The organism is Amycolatopsis saalfeldensis (assembly GCF_900110575.1).
Lineage (GTDB): Bacteria > Actinomycetota > Actinomycetes > Mycobacteriales > Pseudonocardiaceae > Amycolatopsis > Amycolatopsis saalfeldensis.
Window position 1 is genome coordinate 190,218 of record NZ_FOEF01000014.1, and the last position, 21,056, is coordinate 211,273.

20 protein-coding genes, 1 tRNA gene and 1 pseudogene are annotated in these 21,056 nt (G+C 68.9%); 7 read left to right on the forward strand and 15 right to left on the reverse strand.

Going from position 1 to position 21,056, the window contains the following annotated elements; all coding sequences use genetic code 11:
• Positions 1–66: 66 nt before the first annotated feature.
• On the forward strand, positions 67–960 hold the full coding sequence (locus BMY97_RS28720; protein ID WP_091622387.1) for a serine hydrolase: 894 nt from the start codon (positions 67–69) through the stop codon (positions 958–960).
• A 12-nt stretch (positions 961–972) separates the two neighbouring features.
• Here BMY97_RS28720 and BMY97_RS28725 read toward each other — a convergent pair whose 3' ends face one another.
• The 7 genes from BMY97_RS28725 to BMY97_RS28755 form a co-directional block, all read right to left on the reverse strand.
• Entirely contained in the window at positions 973–1,554 is a 582-nt protein-coding gene (locus BMY97_RS28725; protein WP_091622390.1) for a hypothetical protein, read from the reverse strand.
• Entirely contained in the window at positions 1,551–3,170 is a 1,620-nt protein-coding gene (locus BMY97_RS28730; protein ID WP_091622393.1) for a VWA domain-containing protein, read from the reverse strand. Before BMY97_RS28730 ends, BMY97_RS28725 begins: the two co-directional genes overlap by 4 nt.
• Complete coding sequence (locus tag BMY97_RS28735; protein ID WP_091622396.1) at positions 3,167–4,306, reverse strand: toxic anion resistance protein; 1,140 nt, start codon at positions 4,304–4,306, stop codon at positions 3,167–3,169. The genes BMY97_RS28730 and BMY97_RS28735 overlap by 4 nt, the downstream gene beginning before the upstream one ends.
• Positions 4,306–5,388, reverse strand: a complete 1,083-nt coding sequence (locus BMY97_RS28740) for a hypothetical protein (protein ID WP_091622398.1) — start codon at positions 5,386–5,388, stop codon at positions 4,306–4,308. Before BMY97_RS28740 ends, BMY97_RS28735 begins: the two co-directional genes overlap by 1 nt.
• A gap of 119 nt (positions 5,389–5,507) precedes the next feature.
• Positions 5,508–6,935 (reverse strand): ATP-binding protein, encoded by a 1,428-nt coding sequence (locus BMY97_RS28745; RefSeq protein ID WP_091622401.1) that lies wholly within the window; start codon positions 6,933–6,935, stop codon positions 5,508–5,510.
• Positions 6,932–8,584, reverse strand: a complete 1,653-nt coding sequence (locus tag BMY97_RS28750) for an NAD(P)/FAD-dependent oxidoreductase (protein ID WP_091622404.1) — start codon at positions 8,582–8,584, stop codon at positions 6,932–6,934. The genes BMY97_RS28745 and BMY97_RS28750 overlap by 4 nt, the downstream gene beginning before the upstream one ends.
• Before the next feature lie 137 nt (positions 8,585–8,721).
• On the reverse strand, positions 8,722–10,944 hold the full coding sequence (locus BMY97_RS28755) for an RICIN domain-containing protein (RefSeq protein ID WP_091622407.1): 2,223 nt from the start codon (positions 10,942–10,944) through the stop codon (positions 8,722–8,724).
• A gap of 282 nt (positions 10,945–11,226) precedes the next feature.
• Here BMY97_RS28755 and BMY97_RS28760 point away from each other — a divergent pair.
• From BMY97_RS28760 to BMY97_RS48685, 3 genes are all read left to right on the forward strand, one after another.
• Positions 11,227–11,299 (forward strand) — tRNA-Ala (locus BMY97_RS28760).
• Positions 11,300–11,564: 265 nt separating this feature from the next.
• A complete protein-coding gene (locus tag BMY97_RS48680; protein WP_245787545.1) occupies positions 11,565–11,795 on the forward strand; it encodes a hypothetical protein in 231 nt (76 codons plus the stop codon).
• Between the two features lie 66 nt (positions 11,796–11,861).
• Positions 11,862–12,143, forward strand: coding sequence for a hypothetical protein (locus BMY97_RS48685; RefSeq protein ID WP_245787546.1), 282 nt, complete (start codon positions 11,862–11,864; stop codon positions 12,141–12,143).
• Positions 12,144–12,197: 54 nt separating this feature from the next.
• Here the strand turns inward: BMY97_RS48685 and BMY97_RS48690 are convergent.
• The 3 genes and pseudogenes from BMY97_RS48690 to BMY97_RS46245 form a co-directional block, all read right to left on the reverse strand.
• Positions 12,198–13,061 (reverse strand): annotated as a pseudogene (locus BMY97_RS48690) (recombinase family protein); the annotation flags it as partial.
• Between the two features lie 82 nt (positions 13,062–13,143).
• Positions 13,144–13,650: a recombinase family protein gene (locus tag BMY97_RS46240; protein WP_143086315.1), complete on the reverse strand. Its 507-nt coding sequence runs from the start codon at positions 13,648–13,650 to the stop codon at positions 13,144–13,146.
• Positions 13,651–13,729: 79 nt separating this feature from the next.
• Positions 13,730–14,053, reverse strand: a complete 324-nt coding sequence (locus BMY97_RS46245; protein WP_143086316.1) for a hypothetical protein — start codon at positions 14,051–14,053, stop codon at positions 13,730–13,732.
• Positions 14,054–14,664: 611 nt separating this feature from the next.
• On the opposite strand from BMY97_RS46245, the gene BMY97_RS28775 reads away from it, so the two are divergent.
• Positions 14,665–14,958 (forward strand): helix-turn-helix domain-containing protein, encoded by a 294-nt coding sequence (locus BMY97_RS28775; RefSeq protein WP_245787547.1) that lies wholly within the window; start codon positions 14,665–14,667, stop codon positions 14,956–14,958.
• A gap of 31 nt (positions 14,959–14,989) precedes the next feature.
• Here BMY97_RS28775 and BMY97_RS28780 read toward each other — a convergent pair whose 3' ends face one another.
• The 5 genes from BMY97_RS28780 to BMY97_RS47260 are packed head-to-tail and all read right to left on the reverse strand — an operon-like array spanning position 14,990 to position 19,022.
• Positions 14,990–15,778: a deazapurine DNA modification protein DpdA family protein gene (locus BMY97_RS28780; RefSeq protein WP_091622412.1), complete on the reverse strand. Its 789-nt coding sequence runs from the start codon at positions 15,776–15,778 to the stop codon at positions 14,990–14,992.
• The gene (locus BMY97_RS28785) at positions 15,775–16,296 is read right to left on the reverse strand and encodes a VUT family protein (RefSeq protein ID WP_091622415.1); all 522 of its coding nucleotides are present in this window, start codon (positions 16,294–16,296) and stop codon (positions 15,775–15,777) included. The genes BMY97_RS28780 and BMY97_RS28785 overlap by 4 nt, the downstream gene beginning before the upstream one ends.
• On the reverse strand, positions 16,293–17,087 hold the full coding sequence (locus tag BMY97_RS28790) for a recombinase family protein (protein ID WP_091622417.1): 795 nt from the start codon (positions 17,085–17,087) through the stop codon (positions 16,293–16,295). Before BMY97_RS28790 ends, BMY97_RS28785 begins: the two co-directional genes overlap by 4 nt.
• The gene (locus BMY97_RS28795; RefSeq protein WP_177231592.1) at positions 17,084–18,034 is read right to left on the reverse strand and encodes a DNA methyltransferase; all 951 of its coding nucleotides are present in this window, start codon (positions 18,032–18,034) and stop codon (positions 17,084–17,086) included. The genes BMY97_RS28790 and BMY97_RS28795 overlap by 4 nt, the downstream gene beginning before the upstream one ends.
• The gene (locus BMY97_RS47260; RefSeq protein ID WP_091622422.1) at positions 18,027–19,022 is read right to left on the reverse strand and encodes a hypothetical protein; all 996 of its coding nucleotides are present in this window, start codon (positions 19,020–19,022) and stop codon (positions 18,027–18,029) included. The genes BMY97_RS28795 and BMY97_RS47260 overlap by 8 nt, the downstream gene beginning before the upstream one ends.
• A 553-nt stretch (positions 19,023–19,575) precedes the next feature.
• Between BMY97_RS47260 and BMY97_RS28805 the strand changes: the two genes are divergently transcribed.
• Both BMY97_RS28805 and BMY97_RS49780 read left to right on the forward strand, forming a co-directional pair.
• The gene (locus BMY97_RS28805; protein WP_091622424.1) at positions 19,576–20,553 is read left to right on the forward strand and encodes a hypothetical protein; all 978 of its coding nucleotides are present in this window, start codon (positions 19,576–19,578) and stop codon (positions 20,551–20,553) included.
• Positions 20,544–21,053 (forward strand): pilin, encoded by a 510-nt coding sequence (locus BMY97_RS49780; protein ID WP_483860485.1) that lies wholly within the window; start codon positions 20,544–20,546, stop codon positions 21,051–21,053. Before BMY97_RS28805 ends, BMY97_RS49780 begins: the two co-directional genes overlap by 10 nt.
• The last annotated feature ends 3 nt before the right edge of the window (positions 21,054–21,056 follow it).

Genomic DNA, 21,056 nt, shown 5'->3' on the forward strand with positions numbered 1-21,056 from the left:
GTCGATCCCCCGCGACGCCGTCCTGAATAGCTTCGGATCGCCCACATTGCCGGCGGAGGTGGCCCGTTGCTGAAACATCCAGGACAGCTGAAGGTGCGCGTGGGGATCGCCGCGCTCATCGTCGTGATCGGTGTGGTCACCGCGATCGCCCTGAACAGCGGATCCGCGAGCAGTCAGTGGACGGCCGCGTGCAGCTCGGCTCCCACCGAGGCCGGGGACAAGCCGGAAAGCGCTGTCACCGAAGCCAGGGAAGCGTTGCTGAGCAAGGGAAAGGACCCCCGGCTCGAACTCGAGCTCGTCGATCTGGACGCGTGCGCGGTGAGGCTGAGCTGGAAGGCCGATCAGCCGCAGCCCACCGCGTCCGTGGTCAAGCTGCTCATCGCGCTCGACCTGATCGACCGGTCCGGGCTGCCCGAGGGCAGCGAGGCCACGGACCTCCACACCATGCTCGCAGCCAGCGACGACCACATCGCCAGCCGCCTGTGGCTGCAGGACGGCGGCCCGGCGATTGTCCAGCGGCAGGCCAAAAAGCTGGGGCTCACGCACACCTCGCCCCCGGCCGACACCGGCCAGTGGGGCTCCACCCGGATGTCGCCCGCCGACGTCATCACCGTCTACCGGCACATCACCGCGGAGCTGCCCGAAGACGAACGCGACTTCATCACCGAGGCCATGGAAAGCGCCCCACGCAACGCCGCCGACGGTTTCGACCAGCACTTCGGGATCCCGCGCGCCTTCCCGGGCGCGGACTGGGCGGTGAAACAGGGCTGGGGCAGCTCCGACGGCCGTCGCGTGCTCAACACCACCGGCCTGGTCCGGACCGGCTCCCGGACCTTCGCCCTCGCGGTCATGGCCACCTGGGACGACAGCATCGACTGGGCCACCGCCACCACCGCGCTCACCGCGGCCACCAGCACGCTGAAAAGCCGGCTCACCGCCGGCGGCAGCCTGCTGCGGTGACCGGGAGCCGGATCAGTCCTGGTCCCGGTCCCGCAGGTACCGGGTGTGGTCCGCCTGCCGGTTGACCTCCGTGGCGTAGACCTGCTCCGCCAGCCGGTCCGCCTGGCCGGACAGCAGTTCGAGCTGGGTCAGCAGCTCCGCGGCCGCGGCGGGACGGCGCGCGGCGAACCAGCGCGGCAGGTTCAGGTAGCCCTCGACCGACAGCGGCAGGTCCGTGCGCGCCAGCAGCAGCACCCGGTGCCGGAGGCCGGCGTCCGCGATGGGGTGCCCAAGCAGGTCGTCCAGCACCTCCACGACGTGCCGGACACTGTCCACAGCGGACTCCGGCAGCCGGCCGGCGTGCGTCGAAACCGTTTGCGCCAACGCGGCCAGCGACGTCCGCAGCTCGGCCGCCTCCGCCGCCGGGTCGGCGACCAGCCGCACCCGCTCCGGCGGCGCGAGCAGCGCGCCCGCCGCGTACAGCACGACCACGACCAGCGGCCAGATCGCCCCGACGACGCCCGTCAGGTACAGCACGAGCCCGATCAGGCCGCCGACGCACCCGGCCAGGTTCTTCGCCGAACCCAGCCAACGCCCGAGCCGCGATCGGCTCACTGGTAGCCGCGAATCTCCTGGAACACACTGGACAGCTGCGTGTTCCTGGCGTCGAAGACCTTGCCGCCGGTCATGGTCGCGACCTGCGTGAGCTCGTCGCCACTGCCTTCCCCGAACAGCACCGTGAAGACCGGCACCTGGCGCATCGCGGCGGGCAGCGCACCGAACGTGGAACGGAACGACGAGAGGTTCCCGCCGTTCTCGTTCTCACCGTCGGTCATCAGCACGATCGAGGTGAACCGGTCCGGGTCCTTGGCGGCCAACGGCTCCATCACCTGGTACGCGCGTTGGAGGCTGTCGTAGATCGCCGTGCCCCCGCCCGCTTGCAGTCCTTCGGCGAACGCCTTGATCTTCGCCAGCTCCGCCTCCGGCCCCTGCTCCGGCACGGTGAACGTCCGCGGCGCCTGTGGCCCGGTGTTGAACGGCAGCATCGTCACCTCCTCCCGGCTGCGGAACTGCCGGTACCGCCCCACCAGGGAGTTGTCCGCGCCGGTCAGGCCGACCAGCGCCGAGCGCAGCGCTTCGATCCGGTCGCCCTCCATCGAGCCGGACGTGTCCAGCAGGTACAGCGTGCGCGACGGGCGGCGGATCTTGTTGAAGTAGGCCGAAAGCAGCGCGTCGACGGCCTGCTGGGTGGCCGGGAACGGCAGCTCCACCAGGTCCCGCGGCACGAACTGCGGCCCGGGCGCGACGCCGGGCACCACCGGCCGCCGCTGGGTGGTGTCCATGATGCGGCGCTGGGCGTCCGGCGTGCGCAGGTAGTCGGTGAGCCGCTGGTGCGCCCCGCGCGCGTCGTCGCCGGCGCTGGTCAGCAGGGTGAGCGGGTAGTCGGCGGTGACGACGCCGTCGCTGGGGTAGATCAGCTTCATCGGCTCGGGCAGCTTGCCCGCGGCGTTCATCGACAGCAGCACCGACTCGTAGTTGATCAGCCCGTCCACCTTCTGCCCGGGGTCCTGACCGGTCGCGCGCCGCTGGTAGGCGTCCGAAAGCCAGCCCGACGAGCCGGCGGACATCGCCTGCGCGCTGAAGAACTGCGTGAGCTGCGGCGTCACCGCGGCGATCTGCTGCGCGTCGACGGCCGTGCCGGAATGCGCCAGCGCGGACGCGACGCCGACCAGCGCGGAGAAGCCCGAGTTGGACGCGGAAGGGTCAGTCATGCCGTAGCTGAACTCCTTCTTGCCCGCCGCCGCGGCGATCTCGCCCCAGCTGACCGGCCGCGAGTCCCAGCCGAGCCGTTGCGCGGCGGAGCGGGCCAGCCCCAGCACCACGGGCGAGCTCATGATCTTGACCTGGTTCCCCAGCCGTTTCGCCGCGTCGGGAATGCCTGCGGGGTAACGGTTCGAGGAGAACCACACGGCGTCGTAGTGGCCGTCGAGGCTGCCGTTCGCGAGTGACTGGGTGCCCTCGAGCGTGCCGGTGAAGGTGAGCTTGACCTTGACGCCGGTGGCCTTCTCCGCCGCGTCGAGCACCGGCTGCAGGTCCGCCAGCTCGCTGCCTGCGAGCACGCGCAACGTGCCCGGTTCGGGCGGGCCCGCCGGCTCCGCCGAATCCGGCGTCGACGAGCACCCGGCCAGCGCCAGCAACGCCGCCAGCCCCAGCACGGCCAGGTTCTTCACAGCTCCCCCTCGTGGCTGCGGCGCAGCCGGTCCTCCGCGCGGTGCAGCTCCCCGCCCAAAGACTCCACAGTGGACGCCATGGTCCGCACCGCCTCGGCCTTGAAGCCGTCGATCGCGTCCATGGCGGCGTAAATCCGGTCGAACGAGTCACGCAGCGTTTCGACGGCGACGGCGGGCGAGCTGGCCGCCCGGCGGATCTCCGCGCTCTGCGACTCAAGCAGCGTGGCGTTCGCGCGCAGCAGTCCCTCGGTGGTGGATTGCAGCGCGGCGACCTCGTCGAGCACGTCGCGCTGCCCGGCCAGCGCGGAACTCACCAGCAACGCGACGCGCAGCGCCGAAACCGTTGTGGACACCGCCCGCTCGACGCCGCGGATCAGCTCGTCGTTGGTGCGCCGCACCAGGTCCAGCGCGAGGTAGCCCTGCGCGCTCACGGCGAGCTGGGTGAGGACGTCCTGGTGCCGCTGCCGGATCGGGTACAGCACGTCGGCGCGCAAAGCGTTGGCGCGTAAGGGATCGGTCAGGTCGAACACACTCGCCTGCCGTTCGACCGCGGCGTCGACGGCTTCCGCGAACGCGGCCGCCTCGGCCAGCTTGCCGAGCGTGGCCCACAGGCGCTCCCGCTCCCCCTTGAGCACGGCGTTGTCCCGGCGCAGCCCGTCCTGGCGCGTGCGCAGGTCCCCGACCAGCGCGTTCACCGGTTCGTTCGCCGCGCGGTACCGGTCCAGCGCGCGTCTGGCGCCGGCCGCGGCCGGGAACAGGCCGAGCAGCTTGCGCCCGGTCAGCGGCAGCTTCGCCGGGTCCAGCTCGGCCACCGTGCGGCGCAGGTCCGCGAGGCTGGTCGTCACCCGCTCCTGCGGTGAGGACGCCGACTCCAGCGCCCGCGTCGAACGGTCCAGCATCGTCCCGGCGACCGCGGCCGCCGCGCGCATGTCCGCCTCGCCGACGGCGAGCAGCTCGTCGAGCAGCGTGGTGAACTCCGGCGAGTGGACGTCCAGCGCCTCCAGCCGGGCCGCGAACCCGGCCGCGCGAGCGGAGATTTCCGCCCGCCGGTCGTCACCGAGCGCGATCAGGCCGGCCGCGCGTTCGACCGGCACCGCGTGGACCGCCTCGGGCGCAGTCAGGGTGAAGTCCTCCATCAGTACTGGCTTTGGATCGCGTCGAGCATCCGTTCCAGCGTCTCGAACGACGGCGGCTCGACGCTGTCGACGAGGTCCGCCGGCACGGGCGCTTTCGCTTTCGCCACGACGTCGGCGAACAGCTTCGGGTTCGTGGTGCGGAAGCCGAACGTCGCCGCGAGGCCGCCCAGCTCGGGGTCGGTCGAGAGCAGCTGGCCGACCTGGTCCCCGTTGGGGGACAACGGAACCAGCGTGTGCTTCGAGTACACGGTCGGCGCCGTGTAGAGCATCCGCATGTCCGGGCGGATGGAGCCGTCGGCGCGCACGAGCCGGTCGACGTACTGCGATTCGTAGATCAGCGCCAGCGGCGTTTTGCCCATGCCGGCGGACAGGTAGTCCTCGAACGGGCCGTCGGTGCTGTTCTGCGTGTAACCCTGGTCGAGGAACAGCTTCGCGACCTGCGGCAGCACCTTCGACTCCTGGTCGGCGCTGCTGACCACGTTGTTCCCGTTGGCCACGAACGAAACGATCGACAGGTACATCGCCGCGGAGTTGGACTCACGCGGGTCCGTGGTGGTGACGAGCACGTTCTTGCGCACCGGGTAGGCCGTGTTGCCCGGCAGCTGGTCCCAGCGCGTGCCGGCCTGCGTGAGCTGGAGGTACTTCGCCACGTCGAGCACCTGGTAGTCGCCGGCGCCCTTGTGCACCACGCCGTTCGCGCTCAGCAGCGCCACGATCGGCTCGAAGGTCGCGATCGCCATCGGCGACTGGAACGGCGTGTACACCGTGGTGACCTTGCGGTCGCGCTGGATCTTCTGCGCGGCCGGCGAGGACGACGGGAAGGCGAACCCGTACTTCGCAAGGTCCACGGTGGTCGCGATCTGGCGCGAGCCCGCGGTGTCGACCTCGACCTTCAGCCCGTGCTTGGCGAACGCGGCCACCACGCGCGAGTCGGTGAAGAAGGCCTGCTTCTCCGAGCCGATCACCCCGCGCACGACCGTCAGATCACCGCCGGACGAGCTGCCCGAGCGCCCCCAGACGATCGCGGCCACGACCCCCAGCACCAATACCACGGCCAGTCCGATGGACAACCGGCGTTTCAAGAAACCCCCACCTTCCCCAGATCCCCCGACCGACACCACGAATCCTCCAGTCCCCGCGACTCTTTTGACGCGCGGCCGGAGGATTTCGTGATGAACGATCGGTGAACGGGAAGGGGCGGTTAGAGCGAGGCTTGCTCTTCCACCGGAAGGCAGATCTCGAACCGGGTGTCACCGGGGGCGGATTCCACCTTGATGTCGCCGTAGTGCCGCTCGACGACGATGCGCCACGAGATGTCGAGCCCGAGGCCGGTCCCCTCGCCCACGCCCTTGGTGGTGAAGAACGGCTCGAAGATGCGCTGCCGCACGTCCTCGGGGATGCCCGGCCCGGTGTCGCCGATCTCGACGCGCACCTGCTTGTCGACCTGCCACGTGCGCAGGGTCAGGGTGCCCTCGCCGGCCATCGCGCCCAGCGCGTTGTCGATGATGTTGGTCCACACCTGGTTCAGCTCGGCCGCGTACGCCGGCACCCGGGCGATGCCGTGGTCGTACTCCTTGACCACGCGGATGCCCGGGCCGATCTTGCCGGACATCATCACCAGCGTGGAGTCGAGTCCTTCGTGCACGTCGATCCACTGGTGCGGCGCGCGGTCCATCTGCGAGTACTGCTTCGCCGCGCCGACCAGCGCCGAGATCCGCGTGGTCGAGTCCTCGATCTCGCCCATCAGCATCTCGGTCTCGAGCGCGTACGCCAGCCACCGCACCGCGCTGTCGAGCAGGCCCTCGCCGACGGAATCCAGGACACCGTCCAGGCTGTCGGCGGTCAAGCCCGCGCTGACGAAGATGCTGGCGAGGTCCCAGCCCTGGCCGATGCCGTGGTCGTCGAACCAGTCGCCGATCTCGTCCTCACGGTCGGACTGCTGCATCGCGGTGAGCTTCGGCGCGTCGGCGACCTGCTTGACCAGGCGCTCCTGGACGTCGAGCAGCTGCTCCAGCAGATCCGGGTCGATGTCCTTCTTCGCCAGCAGCGCCAGCTTGTGGCGCATCCCGGCGACCCGCTCGCGCAGCGAAGCGGTGGCGCGCACGGCGGCCGCGGCCGGGTTGTTCAGCTCGTGCGTCAGCCCCGCCGAAAGCTCGCCGAGCGCCAGCAGCCGCCGGCGCGACGAGATCACCGTGTCGGTGTTGCGCCAGCCGACGTACATGCCCTCCAGCAGGTGCGCGGCCATCGGGAACCAGCCGCGGAACTGGACGGCGAACTCGGCCGCGGGCAGCGTCAGGAACTCGACGTCGCTGACCGCGTGCACCGAAGCGCCGTACGAGTGGTCGGTCTCCTGATGCACGAAGAACTGTGTTGCGCCGCAATAGGAACCGCGCTGGTCGGAGCGCTTCATCTCGACCTCGACGCCGCTGACCAGCCGCGTCATCCGCAGTGCCCCGCCGAGCAGGAGGTAGAAGCAGGTGGCGGGCTCGCCCTCCTGGATCACCACGCTGCCCCCCTCGTAACGCTCGAGGGCGGCGTGCTCTTCGATCCAGTCCAGCTGTTCGTCGGACAGGTGCTCGAACAGGAACAGGCCGCGCAGTTCCTCACGCGGCAGTGCGGGTGTGCTCACTGCTCCTCCAGGTAACGGTGGACCAGGGTGACCGCCATGGCGCCCTCGCCGACGGCGGAGGCCACGCGTTTCACCGACTGCGAACGGACGTCGCCCGCCACGAACACGCCGGGCACGGACGACTCCAGGTAGTGCGGGTCGCGGTCGAGCGACCAGCCGGCCGGGTAACGCCCTTCGGCGACCAGGTCCGGGCCCGTGCGGACGAAGCCGTGGCCGTCGCGCTGGATCGTCTCGCCGAGCCACTCGGTGCGCGGCGCGGCGCCGATGAAGACGAACAGGTGACCGCTGTCGACCGTCTCGGTCACGCCGTTTTCGCACAGGGTCAGCGATTCGAGGTGCTCCGAGCCGTGCGCCTTCACGACGGTGGTGTGCGTGCGGACGTGCACGTTGTCGATGGCCGCGAGCTGCTCGATGAGGTAGTGCGACATCGACGCCTCCAGCGAGGCGCCGCGCACCAGGATCGTCACGTCCGCGGCGTGGCGCGAGAAGAACACCGCGGCCTGGCCGGCCGAGTTCGCGCCGCCGACGATGTAAACGTGCTCGCCCTTGCACTCGGGCGCCTCCGTGGCGGCCGAGCCGTAGTAGACGCCGCGGCCAGTGAGCTCCTCGATGCCCTCGGCCTCCAGCGCCCGGTAGGTGACGCCGCTGGCGAGGATCACCGAGTGCGCGGCGATTTCCGAGCCGTCGCCGAAGGTCACCACGCGGCTCGAACCGCGGGCCTCCAGACCGACCACGTCGCGGGCGGTGAGCACCTCGGCGCCGAACTTCTGGGCCTGACGCCGCGCCCGGTCGGTCAGCTGGGCGCCGGAGACGCCGTCCGGGAAGCCGAGGTAGTTCTCGATGCGGGAGCTGGTGCCGGCCTGCCCGCCGGTGGCCTTCTTCTCCACCAGCACGGTGCGCAGCCCTTCCGACGCGCCGTACACGGCGGCGCCGAGCCCGGCCGGCCCGCCGCCGACCACGACCAGGTCGTAGAACTCCTGCGCGGGCCGGGTCGACAAACCGACCGCGTCGGCGATCTGCCCGCCGGAGGGCTGCTTGAGCACGGTGCCGTCCGGCGTGACGACCACCGGGATGTCCGTCTCGCACGCCTCGGCGGCCTTCAGGATGCGGCCGCCCTCTTCGTCGTCCACCGAGTACCAGCGGTACGGCACGGCGTTGCGGGCGAGGAAGTCGCGCACCTTGAACGACGGCGCCGAGTAGCGGTGGCCGATCAGCTTCGTCTCCTCGACCGGCCGGTCGCCGACCGCGAGCCACGTCTCCACCAGGGAGTCGATGACCGGGTAGAGCTTCTCCTCCGGCGGGTCCCACGGCTTGAGCAGGTAGTGGTCGACGTCGACCACGTTGATGGCCTGGATGGCCGCGTCGGTGTCGGCGTAGGCCGTCAGCAGGGCGCGACGGGCGTTGGGGAACAGGTCCATCGCCTTCTCGAGGAAGACGATGCCGTCCATGTGGGGCATGCGGTAGTCGGCGAGGATGGCCGCGACGGCGTCGCCGCGCAGCTTGATCTCGCGCAGCGCGTCGAGGGCGTCGGCCCCCGAATCGGCGCGGATGACGCGGTAGTCCTTGCCGTAGCGGCGACGCAGGTCACGGGCGACCGAGCGCGACACAGCGGGGTCGTCGTCGACGGTCATCAGGATCGGCTGGCTCACACGCCCAGCCTACGGCGTGCGGTCCCCGGAGGGCGCCGTCACGGGCGAAGGTCCCTCTCGCTCCGGCCCGCCGCGAGGTGGGGACCGGCGCACGCCGCGGCCGCCACCACGGCGTGCGCCGGTTGTCCGGGAGGTGGCTACGGGTAGCTCACCAGGTTCACCGGTTTGGTGCCGTCGGGCGTGGTGTCGCCCGTCGAGTTGATCACGTGCGTGATGGTCCCCTGGTGGTTCAGGGAAACCGTCACCATGTCGTGGAACCGCACCCCGGGGGTGTTCGGCGCCTCGAACGCGTGGGCGCTGGCGACCGAGGGGTTGGTGTTGAAGAAGCAGTAGCTGCCCAGCCCCCACGCCTCGTGACTGGTCACGTTCGGGCCGACTTGGTACGCGGAGTAGCCCTGGGTCGACCCGTTCATCCAGCCGCCCTGGTCCGGCACGTCGTAGGGCATCTCGTTCTGGAAGAAGTACGTGCGCCCGCCGTTGCCGTTCCAGACGACCTGGGTCTTCTGGTAGTGCTCGACGAACAGGCCGTACATCGTCACGTTGTCGCCGTTGACGGTCAGCCCGTTGTCGGCGGTGTTGGTGTTCCAGCCGACGTAACTGTTGTCCGCGGCGTGGTCGGCGCGCCAGATCCACATGTGGTCGCCGATCACGTTGTTGCTGTTCACCACCAGGCTGGTGGTCGCCTTGCCGACGGCGGCGCCGCCGATGCGGAAGAACACGTCGTGCAGCGAGGTCGGGTCGGCCGAGTGGTCGGCGCTCGAGCCGGCGGCGCCGACCTGCATGAGCGTGCTGGAGTTGGTCGTGCCCGCGTCGATCAGCAGGCCGGCGATCTTGGCGCCGTCCACGTCGTCCACGTTCATCGCGGTGATGCCGTTGTCCGGCACCAGGGTCGCGATGCCGAGGCCGAGCACCACGGTGTCCGGCCGGGTCACGTGCAGGGTCTGGTTCAGGTGGTAGACCCCGGGCGTGATCAGCAGGTTCTTGCCCGCCGCCAGCGCCGCGTTCATCTCGGCCGCGGTCGCGCCGGGCTTCGCGATGTAGAACTGGTCGATCGGCAGGGAGCTGCCCGGCGCGGTGCCGTTCGCCCAGCTGGTGCCCGAGGTGTTGGTGCGCACCGACGGGACGAACACCTGGTAGTTGCCGGCGTCGTCGATGTAGAGGAACGGCTTCTCGCGCACCACCGGCGCCTGGCCGACCGTGGTGTACGGCGGGGAGGGGAAGGTGCTGGCGGGCGCGCCGTTGACGCCGACGAACACCATGTTCCAGTTCGACCCGTTCCAGCTGCCGAACTGCGAGTCACGCGAGATCCACTGCTGCTGCGAGCCGGAGCGGACCTGGCCGTCGATCTTCGAGTCGGAGATCCAGCCGCCGCTGGCCCAGCCGCCGTCGTCGAGCGCCAGGTCACCGCGCAGGTGCATGCGGCGGTACGGCGCCGCCTGCGACACGGCCCAGCGGTCGGCGCCGCCGGCCGGGTTCACCGACAGGTTCTCGGCGCCGCGCCAGAAGTTCTGCGTCGCGTTCTGCGGCGGGAACCAGTCGGCCTCGACGTGCACGGCGCCGTTGATCGTCACCGCGTCCGGCGACAGGCCGAGGCCCAGCACCTGCGTGTAGAAGCCGACGTTGACGTCGTTGGAGTAGGTGCCCGGCTTGAACATCACCGCGTACCGCTGACTGCCGAACTGGTTTTTCTCCTGCTGGCTGAAGATGCTGTTCAGCTTGCTCTGGATCGCCGCGCTGTCCATCGAAGGATCGAAGACGACGACGTTCGGCCCGAGGTCCGGCTGCCCCGAGCTCGGAGGAGTAGTGCCACCCACGGGGGTAATTGTGAACGATTGGGCATTGGTGCCGTTACAGGCGTACTGCTGAAGCTGCACACTGTCCGCCATCGAAGCGCTGGGCACGTCAAGACACTTGCCGCTGTTGCGGTTCACGAAGTGGTAGGCGCCGGAGGTTTCCTGGACCGGCTGCCACTGCTGGTTCGCCCCGTTCGAGTAGGCCCAGAGCTGCACCAGCCCGCCGTCGGCCTTCGAGACGTTCGTGACGTCCCACGCCTGCGCCGCGTTGTTCCGGGTGTTCACGCGGTAGTAGCCGTCGCTGGTCGCCTGGAACTGCCACTGCTGCGATGCCGCCTGATTGCACGAGTACTGCTGGACCGCGGTGGCGTTCGCACTGGCCGCGGCCCGCGCGTCCACGCACTTCCCGCTGTTCACGGAGCTGACCGTGGACCAGTCCGTTGGCACGGCCGCGGCCTGCGCCGCTGGTGCCGCTGGTGCCGCAGGTGCCGCTACCGTCAGATACCCCACCACCAGGGTGAAGGCGGACAGCAGCAACGTCGCCACTCTCCGTGACCGTCGACTCATCGGAACCTCCTCCGCCGCATCGCGGCGTTCGCTGAGCAGGAAACGGCAAGGCTGAACCCAGGGATGGAGACGCGGCGTAGCGGGCGGGGACCTCGGCGTCACAACCGAGCAAAATGTAACCGGGACCACACAGAGAATCAATACAGGATTTAAAATAAGTCATGAACGTGCAGGTCACCTGCCCGAACAGCCCAACAGCCACTGATCACCACCCCCCTGAGACCGAGGCGGGGCCGGGGTGTAACGTATGGCCACACGAGATGCGGAGTTCACCTTCGCTTCGGGGCTATGGCGCAGCTGGTAGCGCACCTCACTGGCAGTGAGGGGGTCAGGGGTTCGAGTCCCCTTAGCTCCACCCTAGGGTTGTTATTAGAACCCTTGCCTGCGTCAACGCCCTTGAGCAAGAGGGCAACGCCGGAAGTTGAAGGGCCATCCGCTGAGCGGGTGGCCTTTTTGCTGCTCCCACGCGGCGACCGAGCCGTCGCGAGCCTTGGCCCAGGGACGTGTTCGCGCTGAAGGGCGTGAAGTTGCCCGAAGGGGTCGTGGAGGTCCTGGTCGGTGACCTGGTCGTCCTCGATGTAGAGGCCGTGGAAGATCGCTTGGTTGAGTAGGCGCCGTTGTTGGTCGTTGCAGCGTCGGTAGAGCTCTTCGGGGGCTTCCAGGAACTTGAGGGCGGCCTGGATGAGTCGAGCGCTGTCGGTGAGGTCGGCACTGGCGGTGTCGAGCCGCTGGGTGAGGCGTCGTCGTTCTGTGCCGATATCGCGGAGTTTGGCTTTGACCTTGGTTTGCGGCAGTGTGCCGTCGGCGGCGAGGTCGATCAAGTTCTCCTCCTTGGTGTCGAGTTCGCGTAGTTGGCTGGCGATCTGCTTGTGCAGTAGGCGTGCGGCGGCCTCCTGTTCGTTGATGACGGTGTCGATGTGCGCGCCGACGTCCGCGATGAATTCCGGGTGGAATCGGATGTTGGCGTAGTGGCGTTCGATGGTTTCTTCGACTTGGTAGATGTGGACGTGCGGGCCTGGGCAGATTCCGTCGCGTTTGTTGCGGCAGAAGAAGTACAGGTACTCGTAGCCGTGGCGGTTGACCGTGCGTTGGATCGCCAGTCGTTGTGTCTTGCCGGCGCGTCGGCAGTAGCCGCAGTACACCGAGCCCTTGAGGTAGTGGTGGTGAACGCGGCGGCGTTCCTTTGCTGTGAGCCGTGATTCGAGGATTTCCTGGACTTGGTCGAAGAGTTCCTCGTCGTCGATCAGGACCTCGTGTCGGCCGCGGATCTCCTCGCCCTTGTAGTCGACGTACCCGAGGTAGTAGCGGTCGCGCAGCATCTGCGAGAGCTTGTTGATCGACACCTTTTTCGCCGGATGCCTAATGGTGGCACGGGTGCGGAGTCCGCGGTCGTACAGTTCGTCGGCCAACTCGTCCAAGGAATAGTCGCCTGTGGCGTAGAGCTCGAAGGCGAGTTTGACCATCGGTGCCCGCTCGGGATCAACGATGATCGTGCGGATTACTCGGCCATCTGAGTGGTCGATGTAGTTGAGGTAGCCGAGTTTCGCGCGGCCGAGGGTGCCACCGCTGCGGGCTTTCTGACCCATCTTGTAAGCGATGTCGGCACCGGATTGGCGGGATTGGTACTCGTTGAACGTGGCCAGGATGCCGTGCATCAGCTGGCCGACCGGGGTGTCGTCGATGGCCTCGGTGGCCGAGACGAGGGTGACACCGCGCTTGCGCAGGTCTGCCATGACGACCGCGTCGTCGTAGCGGTTACGAGCCATACGCGAGAGCTGGTAGATGATGATGACGTCAACGTCGCCCTGGCTGCGTACCCGCGCGAGCATGCGCTGGAACGCCTCCCGCTTGGTCATCTCCGTTCCCGAGCGTCCGGGCTCGACGTACTCGTCGATGACCGTGACGCCCAGATCCTTCGCCTTGCGCAGACATGACTCACGCTGTGCCGGGATGGAGATGCCCTCGTCGTTGTAGTCAGTCTTGACCTGTCCGGACGAGGACACACGCAGGTAGATCACCGCGCGTGTACCGGGTTCGAGGTCAGTGGACGGTCGCTGGACGCAGAGCGCGACGTCTGCCTGCAGTTCGTCGTCCGAACCGACATAAGCGCTGTTCATGAACACCTCGTTGTGAGTCGTCTGGATGAGGACGGTGTTGGTCGCTGTATTGGCCCGGCGGATCTGCCGGGTGCGTTGCGGGCTAACCCGCAAGTGGCGACTCGTTACCGGATTTCTGCTTGTGGCGAAGGCGAGCGCGCCGATCTGCGAGCGCGCCGGTGTGCTCGATCTCGGCGACGGCACTCACCACGCGTACGAGGAAGAGGCCGAACGGGGTCTCGGTGTCGAGGCCGGGGTCAGCGGCCGAGACCACCCGCACACCGTGCGACGTCAGCTCGTCGAGCAGGAAGGCGAGGTGCTGAGTTGTTCGGGACAGGTTGTACATGTGGCGGACGACGAGCACGTCGATGGCATCGGATCGGGCTGCCGCCAGCATTCGTTGCAGTCCACGCCGCTTCAACGTGGCACCTGATCCATCGTCGCTGCTGCGAAGAGCGACTCGCCAATCAGGCTGGGAGGCGACGTAGGACTGTAGGAAGTCGCTTTCGCCGAAAGTGGGGCATCGCTGGTAAAGGCCGACGCGCACGAAGCGTCGAACCCGCGGATCTTCGGCCAGGCGATCAGTGCGGGGATGGCAATTGGCAGACATCGTGTTGAACCTTCCTTTCGGGGCAGCGGCGAACGAGGCCGATCCGCCGCATTTGTTGGGCGAGCGCAAACGTGCGGCGTTATGCGGCGTCGCGGAGGTGGTGGTCGGCGTCAGGCTCGGCGCGCGGCGGTTGGTCGCCGGATTCGGCCGCCAACAACGCTGCCGCGAGGCTGGCGACCACTCGCGCGAGCTTGTGGATGTCGGGGGGATCGCGGCGAACGCCGCGCACCACCAAGTTGCGCCCAGCCCTGCCGGCGCGAGCGCTTTGCCGGGGCTGCCGGCTCGGCGCGTTGGCGGAGCTTTCCTGCTGCAGTTCGACTGCAGCAGGGATGTTGGCGGCGTTGTCGTTGGCTTGGTCAGGGTTGCGAGGTTGAGCGCACATGAGCGCCCCCTTCGTGCCCATGAAGTCCGCGCGTGGCGGAGGTTCATGGGGCTGCTGGTCGGCGACAGGAACCGTCGACACAGCGGGCGCTCCCAGCCGTTGACACCTGCGGTCGCCGGTCCGCGCGAGGCGGGTTTCGCGGCGACGCGGGCACGCACCATGACGTGCGTTGAACAAGCTGGGATCGCCGAAGCTGTCACGATCAGCGGGCCTCTACTCCCCGAGTACGTGTGTGCGGGGCCGGCGCTCGTGGCCGTGCTGGACTCTCGCCGTTCGGCAGGGCCAGGGGCCTTGTCGAACGGGTGCTGAGGCACCTCGTGCAAACGAGATGGACGGCGGTCGACGCGAGTCCAGATGATCAGTACCGGCGCGGACCGCGGACGGCCTTGCGCCTGCAGAACGTTGAACGTGATGGGTGCCGAGGCACCTCCTATCTGTTGAGCCGCGCACACGTCTGTCATTCAACTAAGGTAACACTTGAATAGCTCGTGTGTAGCCTGTGTATCTCAGGTTATGCCTGCTTGCGGATGTGCGTCTGCTGAACACGCCGGACATGCAGCGGCCGGCTTCCGTCGCCATCGGGGACACTGAGCGTCGTTGGCGACGGCGCGAAGCGCCGCGGAGCGACGAGCATGGGCGGGCAGCGGGTGCAGATCGAGTGGCGGCTGCGGAAGGTCATGGCCTCCCGCAACGTCTGGAACGCGACCGAACTGCGCGAGCTCCTCGTCCAGCGTGCCGGGTTCGAACTGTCCCTCCAGTCGGTTGACGTGCTGATCAAGAAGCAGCCGGTCCAGGTCAAGGTGGCGACCTTGAAGGCGCTGTGCACAACGCTGCAGTGCACGCCGAACGAGCTGTTCGGGATCGACACGCCACGCGACGTCTCGCTCGTCGAACCGGACAGCACCGAGGTACGCGGCGAGCAGTGAGCTCGCAGCGCAAGCAGCGCGGCGACGGTCTTCACGCGACCCTCGCCAACGGGTCGGGGTGAACGCCTTCCGCTGTCAGCCCTGCCGAACCGAGCCTGGTTTGGATCTGTCGATACCAGCTCAGCGCGAAGCGCAGGCAGTTCGACTCGGTGCGGTGGCTCGGACCGCATCCGGGCACGTAGCGGCCACGCCTGCTCCATGACATCGAGTCCGAACTACAGAGAGCTTCGGCATACCGGTTGAGGCCCGTGATCTTGATGCCGAAGCCGTGCAGGTTCAAATTGCGCGCCGCGAAGGCACGCATGATGCGCTCCACATCAGCGCTGCTCTGGCGCCGGCACACCGTGCCGATCCCTACGAGCGGCTCGATTGCCAGGTCGATCCCGGCCCGGTCGTAGAGGTCAGCGCACCTTTGGTAGTCCGACAGGGTCCAGCCTTGCAGCGTCGGCACCCATGCGAGCTCGGGCGCGAGGTCCCGGAGGCGGACGAGGTTGATGACGGTGCGCCGTTGATGCTCGCGGACCGTGAGACCGGTGCGCTTGAGGATGTGCGGCTCGCACATCCAGTCCTGCGGCGCAGCCCAGGTGAGGTTGCCGATCTCGTCGGCGTAGCGCCGGACCGCGCGGACGTAGTCCTTCTCGTTGGTCTCCCAGCGACCGTGGAGCTGCAGTTCGGTGAAGCCGCCGGAGTCGAGCGCCCATTCGGTGATGGCGCTGGGCAGAGTGCGACGGTGGCCGAGCCGCCGGTGCGACACCAGCAGCGGGATGTCCGGTACACGGGTCAGCCAGATGGGTTGGTGGGCGCCCAGGAAGAACTTCACGCCGGCACCGCCCTCCGGTGGGCGCGGGTGCCCACGAGCACGGCGACCGCGATGACGGTTGTGGCGGTCTTCCCGGCGAGTTGCCCGGCGAGGTAAGTCAGCGAGCCGAACGCCAGCGGCAGGAACAGCAGGCTGTCGACGAGCAACCCGACCGCGTTCGACAGACCCACGGCAGCGAAGCGATTCCGCTGCCGCAGTGCGGTGTAGACGGCGAGGTCGACGCCTTCGGAGACGACAAAGGCCACCGCGCTGGCCAGCGCGATCCGCGGCTCGGCGACCAGCCCGGACAACGCCGCACCGAGAGCGATCGCGAGCAGCGTTGTCCGGGCGCCAACAACGTCTTGTAGGAGGTCCCGGACGGTGAACGCGAGTCCCGCGAAGAGTGCGCCCGCGGGAATCTGCAGGCCCGCGACCGCGACCGCCGGCCACAGCGTGGACGCCCAGTTCGCCCCGGCGATCGTCGCCGCATAGGTGGCGAACAAGACTGCGGCGGCGACGGTCCACCGGCGGGTGTTCATGCCGCGCTCGGCGGGCAGTCTGCCGCGTTCGCCGCGCCGGGTGGATGCTCGGTGGGGCCAGGCTGGGCGCGGCGGAAGGTGCGCTCGTCGACCAACGGCTCGTGCACTTTCGGCGCTGACGTGACCCACTGCTCCACGGGCGCGGGGCGGCCGGCGACAGTGCGACCCCAGACCTGACGCCCGGTGTACTTGGCGTTGGTGACGATCCGCCGCACGGCCTTGGCGGTCCATCGCCTGTTAGGCACCGGTACCGGGTACTGGCGCGGGTCGGCGTTGAGTCGCGTGGCGATGACAGCGAACTTCAGGCCGTGGTCGGCACGCCACATGAAGATCTGCTTGACGACCGCGGCGGTCTGCCAGTCCGGGACAAGAACCGCGCGCAGCTTGCTGTGTCCGGTCGGGTCGGTGACCCGGATGCGCAGGGCGCGGTAGCCATACGGTGGCGGCCCGATCTGGTAGCCGGCGCGGACGATTTCGACCATCGCCTGGCGGGCCCGCCGAGTCGTTTCGGCGTGGTGCGCGGCGAGCGCGGCCCACTGGACGCGGTTGCCGCGGGCATCGATCAGTTCGCCGTCACCGATTCCGTCGTCGGCCCCGACTTCGGTGTTGTTGGCCGCGGCATCGGATCGGCCTGTCCACAGGTTTGTCCACAGTCGGGACCACCGCCGTGGACAGGTTTCGGCCACCGGTGTGCCAGTGCAGTGGGGACGGCCGGCGGCGCGCAGCGCGGAGCGCTTGCTGCGGAACTTGGTGTGCCAGCCGCACTCGCGGCAGTACAGGCGAGTGGTCATGCCGCTCGCCTCCAACCGGGGTACTTGACGCCGTTGACTGCGGGCCGGATGACTTGGTCCCCGGTCGACCACGGGATGTCGACTGCTGCGGCGTCGGCTAGTTCGGCGTCGTGGGCGAGTTGGAAGACGAGCACCTCGTGATGCGCGGTGAGTGCGGTCGGCGTCCCGGCGGCGCGGGCTCGGGCGGCGGCGCGGCGCTCGGCGAGCGAGGCTCGGTTGACCAGTCGGCTACCCCGCAGTTCGGCAGTCAGCGCGACGCACCGTTCGACCGGCGCCAGGCCCGCGGCCCTCGCCGCGGCGATCAGCGGGGTGGTCAGGTCGACCAGCGAGCCGTCGGGGTGTCGGCGGGGTCGCGCGACGACGACGAGGTGTCCGCCGGAGCGCAGCAGTGGCTCGCAGTAGGTGAGCGTCGCGGCGAGTTCGGCGATGGCGGAGTCGGGGTCGCGGTCCGGACTCGGTGCACGATCCGTCGGCTCGTCGGGTGTGGTGCGCAAGGCGGTCAGGACGAGTCCGACTCGGCCGACCAACCCGGCGGCGCGGATCGTGGCGAGCACCTTCGGACGGGCGTCGAGGACCGATCCGTCGCGCCACGCGCCCGCGGTCTTGGCGGCGGTGATGTTGGCGCGGGCGAGCGTCCACCACCGGTTGCGGGCGGTCAGCCCGAGCGCGTGGCGACCGGCGCGCAGCGCCTCGGTCAGCACGGTGCCGGCCCCGCAGTCAGGGTCGAGAACGAGGTCGCCGGGGCGGGTGTGCGTCGCGATCGCGTAGGCGGCGACGGCGGGCGGGATCCGGTCGGTGTCGGCATCGGTGCCGGGCACGCAGCCGCTGTTGCGCAGCTGCGCCGCGGGGTCGCGCTGGCCGGTCGACCAGACCGACAACGGCGGGATCGGCGGCTCCTCCCCCGGCGGTAGGGGGAGTGGCCAGGGCGACGTGGGACGGTCAGTCATCGGAGGTCTCCTCGCCATCGGTCGGGCCGCTGAGGGCGGGCTGGCAGGTGAACACCAGGAGGTCGTCGTGCACCTGGGTGTGCCGGACGGTGGACGTCGACCGTCCCGACTGGACCTGGGAACGGTCGCGTGTGGCCGGGGTTGCAGCGGCGAGCGCGCCGTCGCGGACGGGTACGCGTAGCAGCGCGATGCGATCGAGGTAGCGCAGTCCGGCGTGGTGCGCGGTGCGCACGAGCGCGCCGGCCGGGTCGGCGAGCCGACCGCTGCTGCTGCGGTCACCATGAGTGATGACGGCGAGGATGCCGGTCGGGGTGAGCAGACCGGTCCAGTCGGTCGGGCGGAACCAGCCGAGCGTGTGCGGTTCGGCCGCGGTGATGATCAGGTCGTAGCGGTCCGGACCGTGTCCGGTCGCGGCCGGGTCCGGTTCGGCCACGCGGTCCGCCGACGGTCCGACCGGGTGGTCGGCGGACGGAATTTCGGTGGGCAGTCCGGGTCCGGACTCAGACTGGGCCGGTGCGTCGACGGGGTGCTCGCCGGCCGGGTCGGGGTTGGCGACGGCGGTCTGGGTCTGGATGCCGCGGCCGAGTCGGACCACGGTCCAGCCGGCTTCGAGCAGTCCGGCGTACGGGCCGCGCCAGGGCCGGTTGCGGACCGCGATCGTCGGCCACGACGCGCCCGGCGTGAGGTAGGGCGCGGGGTCGAGCAACAGCACTCGCTGGCCGGGTTGGGTGTAGGTGGTGACGATCTTGATGACCGCGGTCAGCAGCCAGTTGGCGAGCAGGCCGGTGCCCTCGCTCAGGTCGTCTTGAGCGCACGGCCAGATGGTGCTCGGCCGGGCCGGACGGGGGTGGCGCAGCGCGAGGCGCAGGGTGCGCAGGCGCGGCGCTCGCCGCATCTGCGGCAGCGGGATCGGGATGGTCGGTGGGTCGGTGGGGCCGTGCTCCTGGGAGTCGTCTCCTGGGGAGTCGTTGCCGTGTGTCGGGGTCATCGTGGGTCTCCTCCGACGGATGGGTGCCGTGTGTTCTGACGCCCCTTAACTCCGTTTTTTGACCCCGTTTTGGACACACCAAATTGACTTTCTTGGTGACCGTAGAAGCCCGCATGGATGCGGGTGGGAAACTGTTCAGTCAGCTCCGACCGAGGTTCGGCAATGGCGCCGAACTGCGATATCTGCGCGAGCTCCGCGAGCCGAGTTCTGGACGGGCTGCGACGGACTTTTCAAGATTTTTCTCCCGCCTGTCATGTTGATCTTGTGGCAGGCTCACTATCTACTGCCCCTCGCGTCCCTTTGGATACCAGTGCGCTACTAGTGTTCGACTATAAGCCCAGTTCAGCGCGTACTAGTGTTGATCAACACCTGACGGCCCGACCACGATGAAGTGGATCTTGCGGGCGCCCGTTCGCGGGCGAAATAGTAGTCCGCTAGTAGCCCTCAGGGCGCTTCGCTAGTTGGGAGCTAGTAATGGCGTGGTATTTCGCTGGTATCGGTCGTGGCTTCCTGACGTCGTTGTTGTTCACATCGACGCCCTGGGAGACACGACATGGCTGCACAATCTGTTTTCCGTCGCGGTTGCGACGCCGCTGTTCCGAACTCGCTGGATATCGCGCGGGACACCTTTACCTGGCTGGTGACCGGGCCTCATCCGGTGTCGCTGAACGGCAGGCTCTTTCCGGGGCTGCCTGATCGGCGCATACCGCTGGACGAGGTCCGCGACCGGCTGCTGGCGCGCCGTTGCCCGCAGGCGACGCGGGACGCGGTGTGGGCGCATCTGGTGCTGCGCTCCCGCACAGAAGGAGCGACCTGGACGGTCGTCGCGGTCGGGGTCGCGCTGCCCGCGCTGACCTCCGTCGCCGCGACCTTGACCAACCGGTTCGCCGGCGATCCGGCCGACGTGCACGCCGAGGTTCTGCGCGGCTTCCTGACCGCGCTGTCGACCATCGATCTGCGCCCGCCGCGGATCATGCTCCGGCTGCGGTGGGACGCCTACCGGTCCGGCTACCAGGCGCTCGCGGAAGCGCTCGCGGGTCCGACCCCGGTCGCGCCGGGCTTTCGATCCACCCCGCCGCACGCACCGTGGGGGCACCCGGATCTGGTCCTCGCTCGTGCGGTCGCGGACGGAGTCCTGACCCAGACTGAGGCCGCGTTGATCGGCGCGACCCGGTTGGAAGAGGTCGCCGTCGCGGACTGGGCCGCGCAGCACCAGACCGGCGAGTGGGCGGTCTATAAGGCGCGCAACCGCGCCGAGCTCCGGCTCGCTGAGTACCTGCGCGATGGCGCCGCCGAGACCGATCCGACTGACCCGCTGATCGACCAGGTTGCCACTTCGGTGGCTCTCGCGCGCTCAGCCAGGCCGGTCCGAAACCTTCCACGGTCGTCACTTTCTGTGTCGGTGCCCGAGGTTGAGTCGGCGCAGAAAGTTCAGGGTCGCGTGTCCAAAACGGACCCGAATTCCGGAGTTCAGGGCTGCGGGACACACCCGCTCTCAGCCCGACTTCCGGAGGTGCCCCAATGCGCCTGATCGATCGATTCCTCACCGCCGTGAGCGGGCCGCGCAGCGCCCGTCTCGACGACCGTCCACAGCCGCTGGTCGAGACCACCTCAGCGAGCACGCCGAACGAGGTCACCAGCAGCCAGCCGATGAATGCTCCGATCATTACGCTGGCGGACTGGACACCGGTGCGACCGCGGCGCTGGGCCCACATGGCCCTGATCGTCGAACTGGCGGTCCTCGCGCTGCTGGCGTCGGCCTCCTCGGCACACGCCGACACCGTGGTGCTCGCCATCGCCGGTTCGGTGACCGACGTCCTGAACAACATCCGCAACTGGATCATGGGCATTTTGGCCGGCTTGGCCACAGTGTTCCTGTCCATCGGCGGCGTCCGCTACGTGATGGGCGGCGGCGACCCCGGCGAGGTCGAGAAAGCGAAGACTTGCTTCAAGTCCGCGGGGTGGGGCTACGCCCTGGCGGCGCTCGCGCCGCTGGTCGTGGAGATCCTCAAAGGGATCGTGGGGGCCTGACCG

Bases quoted from the DNA above. Each gene is read 5' to 3' on its own strand.
- BMY97_RS28755 (WP_091622407.1), bottom strand. From the start codon at position 10,944: ATGAGTCGACGGTCACGGAGAGTGGCGACGTTGCTGCTGTCCGCCTTC.
- BMY97_RS46245 (WP_143086316.1), bottom strand. From the start codon at position 14,053: ATGGGCACGAAGGGGGCGCTCATGTGCGCTCAACCTCGCAACCCTGAC.
- BMY97_RS46240 (WP_143086315.1), bottom strand. From the start codon at position 13,650: ATGTCTGCCAATTGCCATCCCCGCACTGATCGCCTGGCCGAAGATCCG.
- BMY97_RS28735 (WP_091622396.1), bottom strand. From the start codon at position 4,306: ATGGAGGACTTCACCCTGACTGCGCCCGAGGCGGTCCACGCGGTGCCG.
- BMY97_RS28790 (WP_091622417.1), bottom strand. From the start codon at position 17,087: ATGACCACTCGCCTGTACTGCCGCGAGTGCGGCTGGCACACCAAGTTC.
- BMY97_RS28805 (WP_091622424.1), top strand. From the start codon at position 19,576: ATGGCTGCACAATCTGTTTTCCGTCGCGGTTGCGACGCCGCTGTTCCG.
- BMY97_RS28795 (WP_177231592.1), bottom strand. From the start codon at position 18,034: ATGACTGACCGTCCCACGTCGCCCTGGCCACTCCCCCTACCGCCGGGG.
- BMY97_RS28775 (WP_245787547.1), top strand. From the start codon at position 14,665: ATGGGCGGGCAGCGGGTGCAGATCGAGTGGCGGCTGCGGAAGGTCATG.
- BMY97_RS28785 (WP_091622415.1), bottom strand. From the start codon at position 16,296: ATGAACACCCGCCGGTGGACCGTCGCCGCCGCAGTCTTGTTCGCCACC.
- BMY97_RS47260 (WP_091622422.1), bottom strand. From the start codon at position 19,022: ATGACCCCGACACACGGCAACGACTCCCCAGGAGACGACTCCCAGGAG.
- BMY97_RS49780 (WP_483860485.1), top strand. From the start codon at position 20,544: ATGCGCCTGATCGATCGATTCCTCACCGCCGTGAGCGGGCCGCGCAGC.